The 16,752-nt window shown below is 68.4% G+C and carries 19 protein-coding genes; 5 read left to right on the top strand and 14 right to left on the bottom strand.

Translation table 11 applies throughout. The features are described from left to right. Nucleotides 1-40: 40 nt before the first annotated feature. The 3 genes from coxB to ACSFBC_RS28105 form a co-directional block, all read right to left on the bottom strand. Complete coding sequence (gene coxB / locus ACSFBC_RS28115) at nucleotides 41-1,222, bottom strand: cytochrome c oxidase subunit II (protein WP_435513627.1); 1,182 nt, start codon at nucleotides 1,220-1,222, stop codon at nucleotides 41-43. 62 nt (nucleotides 1,223-1,284) lie between these two features. Next, a complete protein-coding gene (locus ACSFBC_RS28110) occupies nucleotides 1,285-1,761 on the bottom strand; it encodes a DUF2244 domain-containing protein (RefSeq protein WP_435513626.1) in 477 nt (158 codons plus the stop codon). Between the two features lie 139 nt (nucleotides 1,762-1,900). Continuing rightward, complete coding sequence (locus ACSFBC_RS28105; protein WP_435513625.1) at nucleotides 1,901-2,806, bottom strand: methyltransferase domain-containing protein; 906 nt, start codon at nucleotides 2,804-2,806, stop codon at nucleotides 1,901-1,903. Between the two features lie 22 nt (nucleotides 2,807-2,828). Between ACSFBC_RS28105 and ACSFBC_RS28100 the strand changes: the two genes are divergently transcribed. Both ACSFBC_RS28100 and trmL read left to right on the top strand, forming a co-directional pair. Further along, nucleotides 2,829-3,545, top strand: a complete 717-nt coding sequence (locus ACSFBC_RS28100) for a ComF family protein (protein WP_435513624.1) — start codon at nucleotides 2,829-2,831, stop codon at nucleotides 3,543-3,545. A 32-nt stretch (nucleotides 3,546-3,577) separates the two neighbouring features. Beyond that, the gene (gene trmL, locus ACSFBC_RS28095; RefSeq protein ID WP_435513623.1) at nucleotides 3,578-4,039 is read left to right on the top strand and encodes a tRNA (uridine(34)/cytosine(34)/5-carboxymethylaminomethyluridine(34)-2'-O)-methyltransferase TrmL; all 462 of its coding nucleotides are present in this window, start codon (nucleotides 3,578-3,580) and stop codon (nucleotides 4,037-4,039) included. A gap of 6 nt (nucleotides 4,040-4,045) precedes the next feature. Here the strand turns inward: trmL and ACSFBC_RS28090 are convergent, their stop codons facing one another. Then, nucleotides 4,046-4,504: a MaoC family dehydratase gene (locus ACSFBC_RS28090; protein WP_435513622.1), complete on the bottom strand. Its 459-nt coding sequence runs from the start codon at nucleotides 4,502-4,504 to the stop codon at nucleotides 4,046-4,048. Nucleotides 4,505-4,628: 124 nt separating this feature from the next. On the opposite strand from ACSFBC_RS28090, the gene kefF reads away from it, so the two are divergent. Together kefF and kefC are read left to right on the top strand one after the other, a co-directional pair. Continuing rightward, nucleotides 4,629-5,351 carry a glutathione-regulated potassium-efflux system oxidoreductase KefF gene (gene kefF / locus ACSFBC_RS28085; RefSeq protein ID WP_435513621.1) on the top strand — a complete coding sequence of 241 codons (723 nt, stop codon included), beginning with the start codon at nucleotides 4,629-4,631 and terminating at the stop codon, nucleotides 5,349-5,351. A 2-nt stretch (nucleotides 5,352-5,353) separates the two neighbouring features. Next, nucleotides 5,354-7,195 carry a glutathione-regulated potassium-efflux system protein KefC gene (kefC, locus tag ACSFBC_RS28080; RefSeq protein ID WP_435513620.1) on the top strand — a complete coding sequence of 614 codons (1,842 nt, stop codon included), beginning with the start codon at nucleotides 5,354-5,356 and terminating at the stop codon, nucleotides 7,193-7,195. Nucleotides 7,196-7,216: 21 nt separating this feature from the next. Here the strand turns inward: kefC and ACSFBC_RS28075 are convergent, their stop codons facing one another. The 10 genes from ACSFBC_RS28075 to ACSFBC_RS28030 all read right to left on the bottom strand — a co-directional run bounded on the left by ACSFBC_RS28075 (nucleotide 7,217) and on the right by ACSFBC_RS28030 (nucleotide 15,839). After that, complete coding sequence (locus tag ACSFBC_RS28075) at nucleotides 7,217-8,209, bottom strand: Bug family tripartite tricarboxylate transporter substrate binding protein (RefSeq protein ID WP_435513619.1); 993 nt, start codon at nucleotides 8,207-8,209, stop codon at nucleotides 7,217-7,219. 65 nt (nucleotides 8,210-8,274) lie between these two features. Further along, nucleotides 8,275-8,559, bottom strand: a complete 285-nt coding sequence (gene catC / locus ACSFBC_RS28070) for a muconolactone Delta-isomerase (protein ID WP_435513618.1) — start codon at nucleotides 8,557-8,559, stop codon at nucleotides 8,275-8,277. Nucleotides 8,560-8,620: 61 nt separating this feature from the next. Further along, nucleotides 8,621-9,955 (bottom strand): short-chain fatty acid transporter, encoded by a 1,335-nt coding sequence (locus ACSFBC_RS28065; protein ID WP_435513617.1) that lies wholly within the window; start codon nucleotides 9,953-9,955, stop codon nucleotides 8,621-8,623. Nucleotides 9,956-10,010: 55 nt separating this feature from the next. Then, nucleotides 10,011-10,751, bottom strand: coding sequence for an SDR family oxidoreductase (locus ACSFBC_RS28060; protein WP_435513616.1), 741 nt, complete (start codon nucleotides 10,749-10,751; stop codon nucleotides 10,011-10,013). A 27-nt stretch (nucleotides 10,752-10,778) separates the two neighbouring features. After that, nucleotides 10,779-11,075 (bottom strand): YciI family protein, encoded by a 297-nt coding sequence (locus tag ACSFBC_RS28055; RefSeq protein WP_435513615.1) that lies wholly within the window; start codon nucleotides 11,073-11,075, stop codon nucleotides 10,779-10,781. Between the two features lie 109 nt (nucleotides 11,076-11,184). Next, a complete protein-coding gene (locus ACSFBC_RS28050; protein ID WP_435513614.1) occupies nucleotides 11,185-12,252 on the bottom strand; it encodes a cyclase family protein in 1,068 nt (355 codons plus the stop codon). Nucleotides 12,253-12,301: 49 nt separating this feature from the next. After that, a complete protein-coding gene (gene pcaD, locus ACSFBC_RS28045) occupies nucleotides 12,302-13,114 on the bottom strand; it encodes a 3-oxoadipate enol-lactonase (protein ID WP_435513613.1) in 813 nt (270 codons plus the stop codon). A 28-nt stretch (nucleotides 13,115-13,142) separates the two neighbouring features. Further along, nucleotides 13,143-14,351: a 3-oxoadipyl-CoA thiolase gene (gene pcaF, locus ACSFBC_RS28040; RefSeq protein ID WP_435513612.1), complete on the bottom strand. Its 1,209-nt coding sequence runs from the start codon at nucleotides 14,349-14,351 to the stop codon at nucleotides 13,143-13,145. 133 nt (nucleotides 14,352-14,484) lie between these two features. After that, nucleotides 14,485-15,141 (bottom strand): 3-oxoacid CoA-transferase subunit B, encoded by a 657-nt coding sequence (locus ACSFBC_RS28035; RefSeq protein WP_435513611.1) that lies wholly within the window; start codon nucleotides 15,139-15,141, stop codon nucleotides 14,485-14,487. Next, nucleotides 15,138-15,839: a 3-oxoacid CoA-transferase subunit A gene (locus tag ACSFBC_RS28030; RefSeq protein WP_435513610.1), complete on the bottom strand. Its 702-nt coding sequence runs from the start codon at nucleotides 15,837-15,839 to the stop codon at nucleotides 15,138-15,140. The genes ACSFBC_RS28035 and ACSFBC_RS28030 overlap by 4 nt, the downstream gene beginning before the upstream one ends. A gap of 117 nt (nucleotides 15,840-15,956) precedes the next feature. On the opposite strand from ACSFBC_RS28030, the gene ACSFBC_RS28025 reads away from it, so the two are divergent. Next, a complete protein-coding gene (locus ACSFBC_RS28025) occupies nucleotides 15,957-16,742 on the top strand; it encodes an IclR family transcriptional regulator domain-containing protein (protein WP_435513609.1) in 786 nt (261 codons plus the stop codon). Nucleotides 16,743-16,752 lie beyond the last annotated feature (10 nt).

The raw sequence follows: 16,752 nt of genomic DNA, 5'->3' as shown, positions 1-16,752 counted from the left end.
TCCTTGCAATTTCTTCGTCGCGGGGCGCTTGGCCTCTTGTTTAGAGCTTGGCCCGCTCGGTCTTCACTTCGGCCGGCTGCACCAGCTGCCCTGTCTTGTTCGACCAGCTGTTCTTGGTGAAGCTGATCACGGCGGCGATGTCGGTGTCGCTCAATTGCTTCCAGGACGGCATCGCGCCGTTGTTCTGGCCCTTGAGCAGCACATTGATCTGATCGGCATGGGCGGGGTCGAGCACCTTGGCCGAACCGTCCAGCGGCTTGATCGGACCGGCGCCCTTGCCGTTGGCCTGGTGGCAGGCCGCGCAGTTGGCCGCGTAGACCTTCTCGCCGCGGGCGAGGATTTCAGGCAGGGCCCAGACCTTGTTCGGGTCGTCGAGCTTGGCGGCGGCTTCCTTGCGCTTGACGTCGACCCAGGCCGTGTAGTCGGCGGCCGAAACCACCTTCACGTGGATCGGCATGTAGGCGTGTTCCTTGCCGCACAGTTCCTGGCACTGGCCGTAGTAGTCGCCGACCTTCTCGGCACGGAACCAGGTGTCGCGCACGAAGCCCGGGATCGCGTCCTGCTTGATGCCGAACTGCGGCACGGCGAAGGCGTGGATCACGTCGTTGGCCGTGGTGATCACGCGGATCTTCTTGTCGACCGGCACCACCAGCGGGTTGTCGACCTTGAACAGATAGTCGGCCGGGATCTCGCCCTTGGCGCCGGCGTTCGACATCGCGCGGTGCGAGCTGTCGAGCGTCGAGATGAAGCCCAGGCCCTCGCCTTCGCCGGTGATGTAGTCGTAGCCCCACTTCCACTGGTAGCCCGTGGCCTTGACGGTGAGGTCGGCGTTGGTGGTGTCCTTCTGGGCGACCAGCACCTTGGTGGCCGGCAGCGCCATCAGGATCACGATGACGAAGGGGACGATGGTCCAGATGACTTCGACCACCACCGATTCATGGAAGTTGGCAGCCTTGTGGCCGACCGACTTGCGGTGCTTCCAGATCGAATAGAACATGACCGCGAACACGGCGATGAAGATCACGGTGCACAGGATCATCATGACCGTGTGCAGGAAATGCTGTTCCTGCGCGATCTTGGTCACGCCGACCGGCATGTTCAGCTGGCGCACCAGCGGTCCGCCCGGCAGGTCTTCGACTGCATGCGCCGCGCCGCCGAGGACCGCGCTGGCCGCCAGCAGCAAATTCGCCGGCCTGTACTTGTTGCGCCAAATGCTCTTCATCGTGTTCACTTCTTCAATTTCCGTTTAACCCACCGGCCTGCACGGTGCGGGCCCCGTGCCGCTCAACCGCCACGCAATGCCATGCGAATCTCGCGCGCCAGCGCCGCGCGCAGTTCGGGGCGCACATAGCGCCCCACCTTGACCGACCGACCCTGCCCCGACACCTCGATCAGCGAACGATCGCTGATCTGCGGCTCGACCCTCACCTGGTGCGGCAAGAACTCCGTGCGCTCGCAGCGCCCTCCGTTTTCCAGCTCGACCACCAGCCGTCCGCCCTGCAATTCAATCCGCTCTCCGTCGGTCGCATGCCTGGCATACAGCATGAAAGCGACCCCGACCGCGATGAGCTCGATCCATGCGAACGGCAGCACCAACGGTGCGCCGTTCAGCCAGAAACCCGTGCCGACGCCCAGCGAAATCACGCAAAGCGACGCGTAGAGCCACCCCAACTGACTCGGGGTGACCGAGCAGTTGCGCTTCAGAAACCAGTGGATGCTCTGGCCTGAGACGGTGGCAAAACGAAACACGGAATTCGACACGGACGAGTTCGGCAGATCGGTTCTTCGACGGCCACCGCGCCCGTTTCAGCCAGGTTGGGCAATCATCGAACGAGGGAAAAGCCCCGGGAGTTCACGCAACCGCGGATTGTAGCGGGTCGGTTGCACAATTTGACCTCGATCAAGGCCGCCCGCGCTGCAGCATCTCGCGCATCTGTCGCAGGGAAACGGCACTCTCGCCGGACAGCGCCACGCGCGGCGGCGGCTTGAACGCGTGGCCGTAGATGATTTCGAAGGTGAACGAGATGCGGCCGTCGGCGGCTTCGGCGGCCGAACCGGCGAGTGCGCCGGCCAGCTCGCCGCGCCAGCCGCGCCCGCGCAGGCCGGCGAAGCGCGCCGGGTGGAGATTGCGCCCCAGCCCGCGCAATTCGGCGAACGCAGCCTCGGGCGTGGCCCAGGTCAGCACGATGCGCTCCATGTCCATGATCGGCTCGGCAAAACCGGCGCCGACCAGCATGTCGCCCCAGTCGTGCATGTCGGTGAACTGGTGGCAGGCCGGCGGCCAGCCCAGCGTTTCGTACAGCGCGCGCAGCTCGCGCAGCGTGTCCGGTCCGAGACAGGAGAACATCAGGAAGCCGTCGGTCGCCAGGTGCCGATGCCAGTCGGCGATCAGCGCCTGGGGATCGGCCGCCATGTGCAGCGCCATGTTGGCCCACAGCAGATCGACGCCCGCCTCCGGCGGCGTTTCGACGCGGGCGCGCACGCCCTGCCAGCGGCGCGCGCTCCACCAGGGCGTGTTCAGCGCATCGGCGGTGCGGGCCGCCAGCGCCGCATCGGGCTCGATCACGTAGGGCACCGCGTCGCGGTAGCGCCGCGCCACCAGCGCGTGCGCCTCGAGTCCGCCGCGCAGCGGCGACCAGTCGGCCCAGCGCTGGGGCTTGGCCGTGATCCATTGCAGCCGGTCCTCCATGCGCCGGCCGATCTCCTCGTGCAGCCACGGAGACGCGGGGTCGGCGGGCAGCCGGGCCCACCTCGCGGCGGCCGGTGAATCGATGGTCGGCGGGCGCTGGACGGGATCGGTAGGCATGGGAAGCTCAGTATATTGAGCGATGCGTTCCAGCCTGGCCGCACGGCCTTTCTCGTCACTGCTCGCGCGGCTGCCCAGCCAGTGCGCGGTGTGCCATGCCTGGCCGTCGCGGCCGGTCTGCGACGCCTGCGTGGCGCGCTTCGCGCCGCCGACACCGCGCTGCCGGACCTGCGCCCTGCCGCTGCCGGCCGGGGTCGCGCAATGCGGCGCGTGCGTGCGTCATCCGCCGCCGCTCGACGCCTGCCTGGCTGTCTGCAGCTACGCCTGGCCCTGGCCGGGCCACATCGGTGAATTCAAGTTCCAAGGTCAGGCCGGCTGGGCGGGACCCTTCGCCACGCTGATGCGCAGCGCGCCCTGGGTCGAACCGGCGCTGGAATCCTGCGACCTGCTGCTTCCCATGCCGCTGGCACCGGCCCGCTTGCGCGAACGCGGCTTCAACCAGGCGCTCGAACTCGCGCGCCGCCTGGCGCCGCGCAAGACCGATGCACGCCTGCTGCTGCGCACCCGCGACACGACGGCGCAGAGCGGGCTGACCCGCGTCGAACGCCTGCAGAACCTGCGCGGCGCCTTCGCGCTCGAGCCCTTGCGCGCCGCCGAGGTCGGGGGCCGGCGGATCGTGCTGCTCGACGACGTGATGACCAGCGGGGCCTCGCTGTTCGCGGCGGCGGCGGTGCTGCGCACGGCGGGTGCGGCGCATGTCACCGGCCTGGTGCTGGCCCGCACCGATCCGCCGCGCTGACGGCGGCCCCGGGGGCCGCGACAATCGGCGCCATGTTCCATATCGTCCTGGTCGAACCCGAAATCCCGCCGAACACCGGCAACGTGATCCGCCTGGCGGCCAACACCGGCTGCACGCTGCACCTGGTCGAGCCCTTGGGTTTCTCGATGGACGACAAGCTGCTGCGCCGCGCCGGCCTGGATTACCACGAGTACGCCGAAGTGCGGCGCCATGCCGACTGGGCCGCGCTGCTGGCCAGCGAATCACCGGCTGCCGAGCGCATGTTCGCACTGACCACCCGCGGCACCCGCACGGTGCACGACGTGGCCTTCCAGCCCGGCGACTGGCTGGTCTTCGGTTCGGAAACCCGGGGGCTGGCGCCGGAACTGCGCGAGCGCTTCGCGCCGCCGCAGCGGCTGCGCCTGCCGATGCGCGAAGGGCAGCGCAGCCTCAACCTGTCGAATGCCGTGGCGGTGACGGTGTTCGAGGCCTGGCGGCAGAACAACTTCGGGTAGTCCGGCTTACTTGAAGCGCCGCACCACCGACTCGGCCACGCAGGCCGGCTTGGCCGCGCCTTCGAGCTCGATCGTGGTTTCCCAGACCATCTGCAGGCCGTCGTTGGCGATCGGCTCGGCCGACAGCAGCTTCATGCGCCCGCGCAGCCGGCTGCCGACCGGCACCGGCGTCATGAAGCGCACGCGGTTCAGGCCGTAGTTCACGCCCATGCGCGACTCGACGACGTCGAAGGCGCTCTCGTAGAACTTCGGCAGCAGCGACAGCGTCAGGAAGCCATGCGCGATCGGCGCGCCGAACGGGCCCGCCTTGGCGCGCTCGACGTCGACGTGGATCCACTGGTGGTCGCCGGTCGCCTCGGCGAACTGGTTGACCTGCGCTTGGGTGATGGTCAACCAGTCGCTCACCGCGACTTCCTGGCCGACGCAGGCGGCGAGATCCGCCAGGGTCTGGAATGTCTTTTTCATGCGGCGCACTGTACGCCGGCCCGCTGCGCCTGCCCTGTCCGCGCGGCGACAACGGTGCCGCACGGCAGCGATTTGCGCCCCCTGGCCGGCACAGGATGCGCGCCCTGCGCTATGTTCGCGGGATATGACCACAACAACAGAAACGGGAACCGGCGCGGCGCGCATCTATGTGATCGCCGCCCATCCGCGCTGGCGCGATTCACGCGTCAACCGGCGCATGCTGGCGGCCGCGCGGCAGGTGCCGGGCATCGACGTCAACGACCTCTACGGCAGCTACCCCGACTACGCCATCGACGCCCATGCCGAGCGCGAGCGCCTGGCGCGGGCCGACCTGCTGGTGCTGCTGCACCCGATCCAGTGGTACGCCATGCCGCCGCTGCAGAAACTCTGGCTCGACGAAGTGCTGCACTATGGCTGGGCCTACGGCAGCGGCGGCACGGCGCTGCGCGGCAAGTCCCTCTGGCTGGCCGCGACCACCGGCGGCCCGCAGGAGAGCTACCACCCGCAAAGCTACAACCGCTACTTCTTCGACGCCTTCCTGCCGCCCTACGAGCAGACTGCCGCACTGTGCGGCATGCGCTTCCTGCCACCGATGATCCTGCACGGCGCACGCAGCGCCGACGCGGCCGAAGTCACGGCGCATGTCGAGACCTTCGCGCAGCGCCTGGCCAGCTACCCCGCCTGGCCGGAACTCGATGCGCTCGGCGAATGCCCGGCCTGCGAGGTGCCGGCGGCGGACCGGCCCGCCGTCGAGGTGGACCGCAGCGCCGCCTTCAGCGACACGATGCAGCGGGCGCTGGCCGCCATGGCACCGCCGGCTTCGGCGATCGACGACAAGGCGGCCTGAGCATGGAACACGCACCCGCCTGGCTCACCAGCAGCCTGATCTACCTGAGCGCCGCCGTGCTGGTGGTGCCGCTGTCCAAGGCGCTCGGCCTCGGATCCATCATCGGCTACCTGGCCGCGGGCATCGCCATCGGGCCCTGGGGCCTGGGGCTGGTCTCCAGCGTCGAGGAAGTGCTGCACTTCGCCGAATTCGGCGTGGTGCTGATGCTGTTCCTGGTCGGCCTCGAACTCGAACCCGCGCGCCTGTGGAACCTGCGACGGCCGATCTTCGGCTGGGGCAGCGCGCAGGTGCTGGTCTGCGCGGGCGTGCTGTTCGCGGTCGGCTACCTGGGCGGCGCGAGCTGGCGCGTGGCGCTCGTCGCGGCGCTGGGCCTGGCGCTGTCGTCCACCGCCATCGCGCTGCAGGTCTTCGGAGAACGCAACCTGCTGCCGACCGCCAGCGGGCAGGCCGGCTTCTCGATCCTGCTGTTCCAGGACGTGGCCGCGATCCCGATCCTCGCCTTGCTGCCGCTGCTGGCGGGCGCCGGCGCCGGCGCCGATGCGCACGAAGCCATGAGCGGCGCGGCGCGCGCGCTCGAGGCGGCCAAGATCGTCGGCGTGATCGCCGGCATCGTGCTGGGCGGCCGGCTGCTGCTGCGGCCCGTGCTGCGCTGGATCGCGCGCAGCAACACGCCCGAGATCTTCACCGCCGCCGCGCTGCTGCTGGTGGTGGCCATCGCGGCGCTGATGCAGTTCGTCGGCCTGTCGATGGCGCTCGGCGCCTTCCTCGCCGGCGTGCTGCTGGCCGAGAGCGAGTACCGGCGCGAACTGGAAACCGACATCGAGCCCTTCAAGGGCCTGCTGCTCGGGCTGTTCTTCATCGCGGTCGGCATGAGCATCGACTTCGGCGTGCTGATGGCGCAGCCGGGCCTGATGGCGTTGGTGGTGTTCGGCTTCCTGGCGCTGAAGTTCGTGGTGATCTACACGCTGGCCAAGGCCATGGGCGTGCCCTACCAGCAGCGGCCGGTGTTCACGCTGCTGCTCGCGCAGGGCGGCGAGTTCGCCTTCGTGGTGTTCCAGGCGGCCGGCCCCGACGTGCTGCCGCCGGGCGTCGCGTCCTTCCTGATCGGCGCGGTCGCGCTGTCGATGCTGATCTCGCCGCTGCTGCTGGTCGCGATCGACAAGTTCCTGCTGCCGCGCTACAACCTGTCGGCCGGGCCGCAGCTCGAGGAGATCTCCGAGCAGCAGGAGCCCAAGGTGCTGATCTGCGGCTTCGGCCGCTACGGCCAGATCGTGGGCCGCATGCTGGGCTCGCAGCGCATCGACGTGACGGTGCTCGACCACGACCCCGACACGGTGCAGGGCCTGCGCGAATTCGGCTTCCGGGTGTTCTACGGCGACGCGACGCGGCTCGACCTGCTGCGCACCGCGGGAGCCGGCAGCGCGCTGGCCATCGTGGTGGCGGTGGACGACATCGACCAGTCGCTGGAAATCGTCGATCTGGTGCGCGAGCATTTCCCGCAGGCGAGGCTGGTCGCGCGGGCGCGCAACGTGAGCCATCTCTACCAGCTGCTCGACCGCAAGGTGGAATTCATCGAGCGCGAGCTGTTCGAATCCTCGTTGCGCAGCGCACGTTCGGTGCTCGAAGTGCTGGGCTGGCCCGCGCACGAAGCGCGCGAATCGGCGATGGCTTTCCGCCGACGCAACCTCAAGCTCACGCTGCAGAGCTATCCGCACTACAAGGACCGGGCCAAGCTGATCGCGGTGGCCAAGGAAGGCCGCCAGCAGTTCGAGGAGCAGATGACGCGCGAGCGCGAGGAGCGCCAGCAGCGCTCCGGGGCTGATTGGGATCGGCGCGACGATTGAACGGCGCCGATCCTTCCGTCATCAATCCAGGCTGGCGCCCGATTCCTTCACGACCTTGCCCCACTTGGCGGTCTCGCTCTTGATGAAGGCCGCGAACTCCTCGGGCTTCTCGCCGTGCGATTCGGCGCCCTGCTCGGCCAGCTTCTTCTTCACTTCGGGATCGGCCAGCGCCTTGAGGATCGAGGCATTGAGTTTGGCGACGATGGGCGCCGGCGTGCCGGCCGGGGCCAGCAGGCCGAACCACGACGTGGCCTCGTAGCCGGGCACGCCGGCTTCGGCGATGGTCGGCACATCGGGCAGTGCGGGCGAACGCTTGGCGGTCGTCACGGCCAGGGCGCGGAGCTTGCCGCCGCGCACATGCGGGATCGCCGATGGCATGTTGTCGAACATCACCGAGATCTGGCCGCCCAGCAGGTCGGACACGGCCGGCGCGCTGCCGCGGTAGGGCACGTGCTGCATGTCGACGCCGGTCATCTGCTTGAACAGCTCGCCCGACAGGTGGATCGAGCTCCCGTTGCCCGAGGAACCGAAGTTGATCTTGCCCGGATTGGCCTTGCCGTAGGCGATCAGTTCCTTCACGCTCTTGTAGGGCTGGCCCGGGTTGACCACCAGCAGGTTCGGCACCATGGCCACGCGCGACAGCGGCGCGAAGTCCTTGATCGGGTCGAAGGGCATCTTCTTGTAGAGGCTCTGGTTGATGGCGTGCGTGCCGACCGTGCCCATGAACAGCGTGTAGCCATCCGGATTCGCTCGCGCGGCGGCCTGGCCGCCGATGTTGCCGCCCGCGCCCGCGCGGTTGTCGACCACCACCGGCTGGCCGAGGTCGGTGCCCATGTGCAGGCCGATCACGCGCGCCAGGATGTCGGTGGTGCCGCCAGCCGAGAAGGGCACGATGATGGTGATGGGCTTGCTGGGATAGGCCTGCGCGAAAGCGGCGGCAGGAGCGCCGACGGCGGCGGCGGCCAAAGCGGCGGCCAGCAGGGTGCGGCGGGTGGTGATGCGGACGGTGGTCATGGTGTTTTCTCGAATCTCTTGCAGGGGTGAAAGGGACAGCGCAGCGGAGGGTCCGCCGAAGGTGGCTATTCCTGCACGACGGACGACGGGTGGTTGGCCAGCGGCGTCACCTTGATCTGCATGTAGGGGAACAGCGGCAGGCCGCTGAGGAGCGTGTGCAGCTCGTCGTTGCTGGCCACGTCGAAGATGCTCACGTTGGCGTACTCGCCGACGACGCGCCACAGGTGGCGCCACTTGCCGTCGCGCTGCAGTTGCTGCGAATACGCTTTCTCCTTGCGCTTGATCTCGTCGGCCACTTCGGGGGCCAGCGTGGACGGGATCTGCACGATCATTTCAGCCATGAACAGCATGGAGTTCTCCTGGAAGGTAAGGGAATGGGAAGGAAAAGGAAGAGAGCCGGCCGGGCAACGCTCAGAGGTGCGGCCAGATCAGCATGGTGGTCGCATAGATGGCGCCCACCAGCAGCATGGAGACCACCGTGTAGCCCATGATGTCCTTGAGCTTGAGCTTGGACAGCGCCAGGGCCGGCAGGATCCAGAACGGTTGCACCAGATCGTTCCAGCCGTTGCCCAGCATCACCGACATGGCCGTCTGCGCCTGCGAGGCACCGAGCGTGGCGGCCGCATTGATCATGAACGGGCCCTGCAGCACCCAGTGGCCACCGCCGGACGGGGCGAAGAAGTTGATCACGAAGGAACTCACCAGACCCCACAGCGGCAGCGTGTCCGCAGTGGAGACGCTCACGAAGACGTGCGCGATCGACTCGACCAAACCCGAGCCATGCATGATGGCCATGATGCCGGCGTAGAACGGGAACTGCAGGATGATCCCGCCGATGGTCTTCACGCCCTCGTTGACCTTCTCCACGTACTTCATGGGCGTGCCCAGCAGCAGCACCCCGAGGAACAGGATGAAGAAGTTGATCATGTTCAGGTCGAGATTGCCGCCCTTGATGAAGTGCATGACCACGTACGCCATGCCGCACAGGCCGATCAGCAGGCTCAGCACGCGGCTGTTGTTCAGGCGGTAGGCCAGCGTCTTCTCGTCGCCCAGCAGGCTCTCGGCACCGGCGGGCTTGGCGTCGGCGACCGTCGCGGGGTCCAGCTCGACGATCGGCTCGCCCTTCTTGGGGTGCATGGTGGCGTTGAGCAGCGGCAGTGCAATCAGCACGGCCAGGCTGGTCAGCAGGATGGGCGCGGAGAAGATGGTCTGCGTCAGGGGGATCAGGCCCATCGTGCCCTCGAAGGCGTGGCCCTTGGTGGAGATGAGCACGGGGATCGTGGCCGAGAAACCCAGGCTGTACATGGTGAAGCCCGTGTAGGCCGCCGCGATGATCAGCGGGTAGTGCACGCCCTTCACCTTGAGCGCCAGCTTGCGCGCCATGATGCCGCCGATCACCAGGCCGAAGCCCCAGTTCAGGTAGCTGCCCACGCAGCCCACGATGGTGGCGACGATGATGGCCTGGCGCGGCGTGTGCACGTGCGCCGCGATGCGGTCGAGAAAGCGATCCACGATGGGCGCTGCGGCAAGCACGTAGCCCATCACCAGGATCACCGCCATCTGCGTGGTGAACGCCAGCAGACTCCAGAAGCCCTTGCCCCAGTCCTGCACCACGTCGTTGATCGGACGGCTTTCAACCCCGAAGGCGAGCGCCATGGTCAGCAGCGTGAGCATGATGGCGAAGACGAACGGATCGGGCAGATAGCGCCGCATCAGTTCCGTGAAGAAGGCTGTTATTTTGGACATGGATCTTGTCTCTGGCAGGGATGTAATAAGAAAGAGGAAATTGAGTGCGCGGCCGTCAGACGCCCGCGACGCCCACGGTCATGCCGCCGCAGACGTAGAGCACCTGGCCCGTGACAAAGCCGCTGCGCGCGTCGAGCAGGTAGGCCACGGCGTGGGCCACGTCCTCGGGTGTCCCGATGCGCTTGACCGGCACCGAAGCCACGATGGCGAGGGTGCGCGGCGCATCCGGCGGGTTGGCACGGTCGAACAGCTCGGTGCGGATCGGGCCCGGGCCGATGGCGTTGGTCGTGATGCCGTGCTCGCCCAGCTCCAGCGCCCATACGCGCGTCATGCCGATCAGGCCGGCCTTGGTGGCGGCGTAGGCCGTGCGCAGCTCCTTGCCCAGCGCGGCGCGCGAGGACATGTTCACGATGCGCCCAAAGCCCGCCTCTTTCATGCCCGGCAGCAGCGCCTGCATGCACTGGAAAGCGCAGCGCAGGTTCAGCGACACGGCCAGGTCGAACTGCGCCAGGGTCTGGGTTTCGGCACTGGCGGGGCACACGATGCCCACGTTGTTGACGAGTCGGGTGATCGGGCCGCCGGCCAGCGCTTCCTGCAGTGCGCGCGCGGTATCGGCAGGGTCGGACAGGTCGGCGCGGATACCACCCGGCACATGCTCGACCATGCGGTCGATGACGACGGGCTCGTAGCCCTCGGCGCGGCAGCGCTCGGCCGTGGCCGCGCCGATGCCGGCGCCGCCGCCAGTGATCAGGACACGCTCGCGCGGCGCCACGGCAGACGATGGGGAAATGCTCATGGGATTGCTTTCAGGAGCGCGCTGCGCTCAGAGGTAACACTGGCCATCGACATAGGCCTTGCGCCAGCGCGTGAGCGCCACGCGCTCGAACAGGCCGGCCGAATGGAAGGGATCGGACTCGATGAAACGCTGCGCGGCTTCGCGCGTCTCCAGCGCCACCACGTACAGGCCACCGCCCAGGTCCTGGCCGTCGTCGGCCAGCTTGGCGCCGCAGGCCAGCAACAGGGCCTTGTGCTGTTCCAGAAACGCCAGGTGTGCTGCGCGCTGGGCCTGGCGCACAGGCTGGTGCCCGGGCTTGTCGAAAGTCTCGATGATGTAAGGCACGCTTGTTTCCTCGGCGCCGCAGCACGCGGCGCTCCAATCAAAAAGCCGGGCGACCGGCGGGACGGCTGGGCCTCTGGCGCGCGGCGCACGCCAGGGCGCAGCGCAGGGCTCACACAGTGGCCACCGGTGTCACGGGTGACGCCACGGCCCCCGGCAGGTTCAGCGGCGGCGCCGTGAGCAGGAAGCGGTAGCGCCCGCGGGCGCGCAACCAATCGGCCAGCGGCGTCAGATGCCACAGCTCGCCCAGGTGCACGCCGAGCTTGAACAGGCAGTGCTCATGCAAAGGCAGCGCCGCGCAGCAGGCCAGCGCGCCCGGTCGGGCCGGGTGCGCCTCGACGGCGTAGTTGTCGGCCGCGATGGCTGCCAGTTGGCTGTCGGTGATCCACTGCAGCAGCTTGGCGTCGCGCCCGTCGAGCACGGCGCAGCTGCTGGCCAGCGTGTGCGGGTCGGGCTGCTTGTGCATGCCCAGCACGACATCGGCAAAGCCGGTGTGCAGGCACACGATGTCGCCCGCCTCCACCCGCACCCCGTCGGCCTCGAGCACGCGCATCAGCGTGTCGTAACCGACCAGGGTGCGTGCGTCGCCCAGGTGCGCGCGCAAGTCCACCATCACGCCGCGGCCCTGCACGCCCGTGCGCGCCATGCCCTCGATGCCCAGCGCGCGCGCCGCCGAGGTGCTGACGGCGGCACCAGGCTGAGCGGGAATGCCGGCATCTTTCACGTCGCTGGGGCCGACGATGTCGCGGCCGGCCGCGTAGCCGTTGTAGTAAAGCGCCTCGGGCAGGCCGTCGCCATTGGCGTCGAACATCGAGCCTGCGTGGGCCAGCCCGTCCCACTGCGTGGAGTACTGCAGGTGCAGGATGGCCAGGTCGTCCGACAGCACATCGGTGCGCCCGGGCTCCAGCTCGCCCAGCAGGCAGTTGAAATTGACCAGCCCCTTGCGCAGCAAAGGCCGCAGCACCGGCGGATGGCGGTTGGGGTTGAGTGCACTGCCGCCGGGGTAGTCGAGCGGCAGGCTCAGTGCGAAGCTGATGCCTTCGTGCACTTCCGCGGCGCCCTGGCGGACCTTCTCCGGCGTGAGCAGGTTGAGCCGGCCGAGCTGGTCGTCGGGTCCGAAGTCACCCCAGTTGGAGCCTTCGGGCCGCTGCTGCCAGCGGCGTGGGTGGGATTGGTTCACGTCGCCTCTTTCGGATCTGCGCCCTGGTCGGGAAGTCTTGCGAGACGCCTTATGCGCGGGCGCCCAGAAAGGCCGCCAGGGCGGCATCGAACTGCGCGGGCGCCTCGAGGTTGGACAGGTGCGACGCCGGCACCTCGGCCACGCGCGAGTTCGCGATGGCCTGGTGCATGGCGTTCGCATCGGCCACGGTGGTGACCGGGTCGCTGGCGCCGGCGATCAGCAAGGTCGGCAGCTGGATGGCGCCGATGGCCTCGCGCAGGTCGGCCTGGGCCAGCGCTTCGCAGCAGGCGGCGTAGCCCTCGGGCGCGGTGCCGGCGATCCAGCCTTGTGCCGTGCTGACCGCGAGGGGCTGGGATGCCGCAAAGGCGTCGGTGAACCAGCGGCCGGGCGACGAGGCGGCCAGGTCGGCCATGGCGGTGGCGCCCTTCTCGCGCACCAGCGCGGCGCGGCTCAGCCAGCCATCGGCCGTGCCGATCTTGGCGGCGCTGTTGCACACCGCGATGCGGTCGAAGCGCTCGGCCGCGTGGAGGCCCAGCCACAGGCCGGTGAAACCGCCCATGGAAATGCCGCAGAAGCTGGCGCGCGCGATGCCGAGCGCGTCGAGCAGCGCCACCACATCGCCGCCCAGTTGCTCGAAGCTGTAGGGGCCGGGCGAGACCACGCTGCCGCCGTGGCCGCGCGTGTCGTAGCGCAGCACGCGGTGGTCTTTGGAGAAGCGCGCGGCCTGCGCGTCCCACATCTCCAGCGTGGTGCCGAGCGAATTGGAGAACACCAGCACGGGCGCATCCACGGGGCCGTCCAGGGCAATGCGGAACCGGCCGGCGCGGGTGTCAAGGGTCTGATGCGCAGTCGAAATGGACATGGTCGTTCTTTCGGTTCAATCCACGGGTTCAGACGCGTTCGAGGATCAGCGCGATGCCCTGGCCGACGCCGATGCACATGGTGCACAGCGCATAGCGGCCGCCCTGCTTGTGCAGCTGATTCACCGCCGTGGTCGCGAGCCGCGCGCCGCTGGCGCCCAGCGGATGGCCCAGCGCGATGGCGCCGCCGTTGATGTTCACGCGGGCGTCGTCGTCCTTCAGGCCCAGCAGGCGCAGCACCGCGAGGCCTTGGGCGGCGAAGGCTTCGTTGAGTTCGATCACGTCCATCTGGTCGATCGTGAGGCCGGTCAGCGCCAGCACCTTCTGCGTGGCGGGCGCGGGGCCGATGCCCATCACACGCGGTGCCACGCCTGCCGTCGCCATGCCGACGATGCGAGCACGCGGCGTCAGGCCGTGCCTGGCGGCGCTGGCTTCGTCGGCCAGCAGCAGCGCGCAGGCCCCGTCGTTCACACCGCTGGCATTGCCGGCGGTGACCGTGCCGTCGGGCCGCACGATGGGCTTGAGCTTGGCCAGCGCTTCCATCGAGGTGTCGCGCGGATGTTCGTCCTTGCTGACCACGATCGCATCGCCCTTCTTCTGCGGCACGTGCACCGGCACGATCTCCGCGTCGAAGAAGCCCGACTTCTGCGAGGCCACGGCGCGCTGCTGCGAGGCGAGCGCCATGCGGTCCTGCGCTTCGCGCTCGATCTTGTAGTCGGTGGCCACGTTCTCGGCCGTCTCTGGCATCGAGTCGACGCCGTACTGCGCCTTCATCAGCTTGTTGACGAAGCGCCAGCCGATGGTGGTGTCGTAGACCGCGTTGGCGCGGCTGAACGCCGACTCGGCCTTGGGCATGACGAAGGGCGCGCGGCTCATGCTCTCGACGCCGCCCGCGATCATCAGGCCGGCTTCACCCGCCTTGATCGCGCGCGCGGCCGAACCGACCGCATCCAGACCCGAGCCGCAAAGCCGGTTGATGGTGGCGCCACCCAGTTCGAGCGGCAGGCCGGCCAGCAGCGCGGACATGCGCGCGACGTTGCGGTTGTCCTCGCCGGCCTGGTTGGCGCAGCCGTAGAGCACGTCGCCCACGGCCTGCCAGTCGACGTTGGCGTTGCGTTCCATCAGCGCCTTGAGCGGGATCGCGCCCAGGTCGTCGGCGCGCACGCTGGAGAGCGCACCACCGTAGCGGCCGAAGGGGGTGCGGATGGCATCGCAGATGAAGGCTTGCTTGCTGCTCATGGTGTCTCTTTCAACGGTTATAGGTGTCACAAGAGGTCCTTTCCAGGGACACCGCAGAACCGGCTTTGCCGGGCTGCTGGTGTCGCCCCCTGGAAGGGGGTTGGCGGCCACGCGAAGTGGGCAAGACTGGGGGTCAGCCCAATACAGGAAGACCGATCAGCTTCTCGAGTTCGGCGTGCGAGAGGCCGTCGACCGTGTCGACCAGCTTCAGCCCGGCGGGCGTGCATTCGAGCGTCGCGAGGTCCGAGTACACCCGCTTGACGCAGCCGATGCCGGTCAGCGGATAGCTGCACTGGGCCACGATCTTGCTCAGGCCGGTCTTGGTCAGCAGGTCCATCATGACCCAGGTCTGTTTGGCACCGATGGCCAGGTCCATCGCGCCGCCGACCGCGGGGATCGCGCCCTCTTCGCCGGTGCTCCAGTTGGCCAGGTCGCCGGTGGCGGAGACCTGGAACGCACCCAGCACGCAGATGTCGAGGTGGCCGCCGCGCATCATCGCGAAGCTGTCGGCGTGGTGGAAGTACGAGCCACCGGCCAGCAGCGTGACCGGCTGCTTGCCGGCGTTGATCAGGTCGTAGTCCTCGTCGCCCGCAGCCGGTGCCGGGCCCATGCCCAGGATGCCGTTCTCGCTCTGCAGCACGATCTCGCGGCCGGCCGGCAGGTGGTTGGCCACCAGGGTGGGCTGGCCGATGCCGAGGTTGACGACCGCGCCGTCGAAGATGTCCTGCGCCACGCGGGCGGCGAGCTGGTCCTTGGTGCGACGTTGGTAGGTGGGGGTGCTCATGGTCATGCTGCCTTCTTGAAGCCGCCGGCTTGCGTGGCGACACGCTCGACCTTGACGACATGGTGGACGAACACGCCGGGCGTCACGATCGCCTCGGGATCGAAGGAACCGAGCTCGACCACCTCGTGCACGGTCGCGATGGTCTTTTTCGAGGCCATGGCCATCACCGGGCCGAAGTTGCGCGCGGCCTTGCGGTAGACCAGGTTGCCCCAGCGGTCGCCGGCCTCGGCCTTGATCAGCGCCACGTCGCCGTGGATCGGGTACTCGAGCACGTAGTGCTTGCCGTCGATCTCGCGCGTCTCGCGGCCTTCGGCCAGCTGCGTGCCATAGCCCGTGGGGCAGAAGAAGGCACCGATGCCGGCACCGGCGGCGCGAATGCGCTCGGCCAGGTTGCCTTGCGGCACCAGTTCGAGCTCGAGCTTGCCGCTGCGGTACAGGCCGTCGAACACCTGGCTGTCGACCTGGCGCGGGAAACTGCAGATGATCTTGCGCACGCGGCCGGCCTTGAGCAGCGCGGCCAAGCCGGTCTCGCCGTTGCCCGCGTTGTTGTTGACCACCGTGAGGTCCTTCGCGCCCTGCGCGATCAGGCCGTCGATCAGTTCGAGCGGGATGCCGGCCGTGCCGAAGCCGCCGATGAGGACGGTGGCGCCGTCCTGGATGCCGGACATGGCCTCGGCAATCGAAGGCGCGATCTTGTCGATCATGGAATCTGTCTCCGGAAGGGGAAGGGACTGCGCGTGGTGCGCCGGGACTGCTTTCGCCAATTTGTTCGTATTGCGAACATTTGTTCTTATAATGAATTCTAAACAACAAGACCCGCCATGGCAAACCCTCGAGACAACGACCCCGCGCCGGCGCCCGGCGACAGCTACGTGCAATCCTTCGCCCGCGGCCTGCAGGTGATCCGCTCCTTCAGCGCCCTGGCGCCGCGCCAGACCCTGAGCGAGGTGGCCGCGACGACCGGCCTCACGCGCGCCGGTGCACGCCGCATCCTGCTCACGCTGCAGGCGCTTGGCTACGTCGAGACCGACGGCAAGCGCTTCGGGCTGACCGCACGCATCCTCGAGCTGGGCTTCGCCTACCTGTCGTCGATGCCGATCTGGAACCGGGCCGAGCCGGTGATGGAAGCGTTGGTCGCGCAGGTCAAGGAATCGTGTTCGGCCGCGGTGCTCGACGGCACCGACATCGTCTACGTGCTGCGCATGCAGACGCACAAGATCATGCGCATCAACCTCGCGGTCGGCACGCGCCTGCCGGCCTACTGCACCTCGCTCGGCCGCATGCTGCTGGCCGATCTCGACGACGACGCGGTGCGCGCGCGGCTCGAGGCCTCGGCACCGGTCGCACTCACGCGCCACACGGTCACCGACATCGACGCGCTGCTCGCCAAGGTGCAGCAGGCGCGCCGCCAGGGCTGGTGCCTGATGAACCAGGAGCTGGAAGAAGGCCTGATCTCGATCGCCGCGCCGGTGACCGACCGCAGCGGCCGCACCGTGGCCGCGCTCAACATCAGCGGCCAGGCCAACCGCACCTCCGCGAAGGTGATGCAGGAGACCATGCTGCCCGGCCTGCGCGCGGCGGCGGCCGAGATTTCACGGCTGCTCTGACACGTCTTTT

Source organism: Variovorax frigidus (assembly GCF_051216515.1).
Taxonomy (GTDB): domain Bacteria; phylum Pseudomonadota; class Gammaproteobacteria; order Burkholderiales; family Burkholderiaceae_C; genus Variovorax.
Note: the sequence above shows the minus strand (reverse complement) of the source record. Positions and strands in the feature narration are given on the sequence as shown.

Bases quoted from the DNA above. Each gene is read 5' to 3' on its own strand.
- coxB (WP_435513627.1), bottom strand. From the start codon at position 1,222: ATGAAGAGCATTTGGCGCAACAAGTACAGGCCGGCGAATTTGCTGCTG.
- ACSFBC_RS28105 (WP_435513625.1), bottom strand. From the start codon at position 2,806: ATGCCTACCGATCCCGTCCAGCGCCCGCCGACCATCGATTCACCGGCC.
- ACSFBC_RS28100 (WP_435513624.1), top strand. From the start codon at position 2,829: ATGCGTTCCAGCCTGGCCGCACGGCCTTTCTCGTCACTGCTCGCGCGG.
- trmL (WP_435513623.1), top strand. From the start codon at position 3,578: ATGTTCCATATCGTCCTGGTCGAACCCGAAATCCCGCCGAACACCGGC.
- ACSFBC_RS28090 (WP_435513622.1), bottom strand. From the start codon at position 4,504: ATGAAAAAGACATTCCAGACCCTGGCGGATCTCGCCGCCTGCGTCGGC.
- kefF (WP_435513621.1), top strand. From the start codon at position 4,629: ATGACCACAACAACAGAAACGGGAACCGGCGCGGCGCGCATCTATGTG.
- kefC (WP_435513620.1), top strand. From the start codon at position 5,354: ATGGAACACGCACCCGCCTGGCTCACCAGCAGCCTGATCTACCTGAGC.
- ACSFBC_RS28075 (WP_435513619.1), bottom strand. From the start codon at position 8,209: ATGACCACCGTCCGCATCACCACCCGCCGCACCCTGCTGGCCGCCGCT.
- catC (WP_435513618.1), bottom strand. From the start codon at position 8,559: ATGCTGTTCATGGCTGAAATGATCGTGCAGATCCCGTCCACGCTGGCC.
- ACSFBC_RS28065 (WP_435513617.1), bottom strand. From the start codon at position 9,955: ATGTCCAAAATAACAGCCTTCTTCACGGAACTGATGCGGCGCTATCTG.
- ACSFBC_RS28060 (WP_435513616.1), bottom strand. From the start codon at position 10,751: ATGAGCATTTCCCCATCGTCTGCCGTGGCGCCGCGCGAGCGTGTCCTG.
- pcaD (WP_435513613.1), bottom strand. From the start codon at position 13,114: ATGTCCATTTCGACTGCGCATCAGACCCTTGACACCCGCGCCGGCCGG.
- pcaF (WP_435513612.1), bottom strand. From the start codon at position 14,351: ATGAGCAGCAAGCAAGCCTTCATCTGCGATGCCATCCGCACCCCCTTC.
- ACSFBC_RS28035 (WP_435513611.1), bottom strand. From the start codon at position 15,141: ATGACCATGAGCACCCCCACCTACCAACGTCGCACCAAGGACCAGCTC.
- ACSFBC_RS28030 (WP_435513610.1), bottom strand. From the start codon at position 15,839: ATGATCGACAAGATCGCGCCTTCGATTGCCGAGGCCATGTCCGGCATC.
- ACSFBC_RS28025 (WP_435513609.1), top strand. From the start codon at position 15,957: ATGGCAAACCCTCGAGACAACGACCCCGCGCCGGCGCCCGGCGACAGC.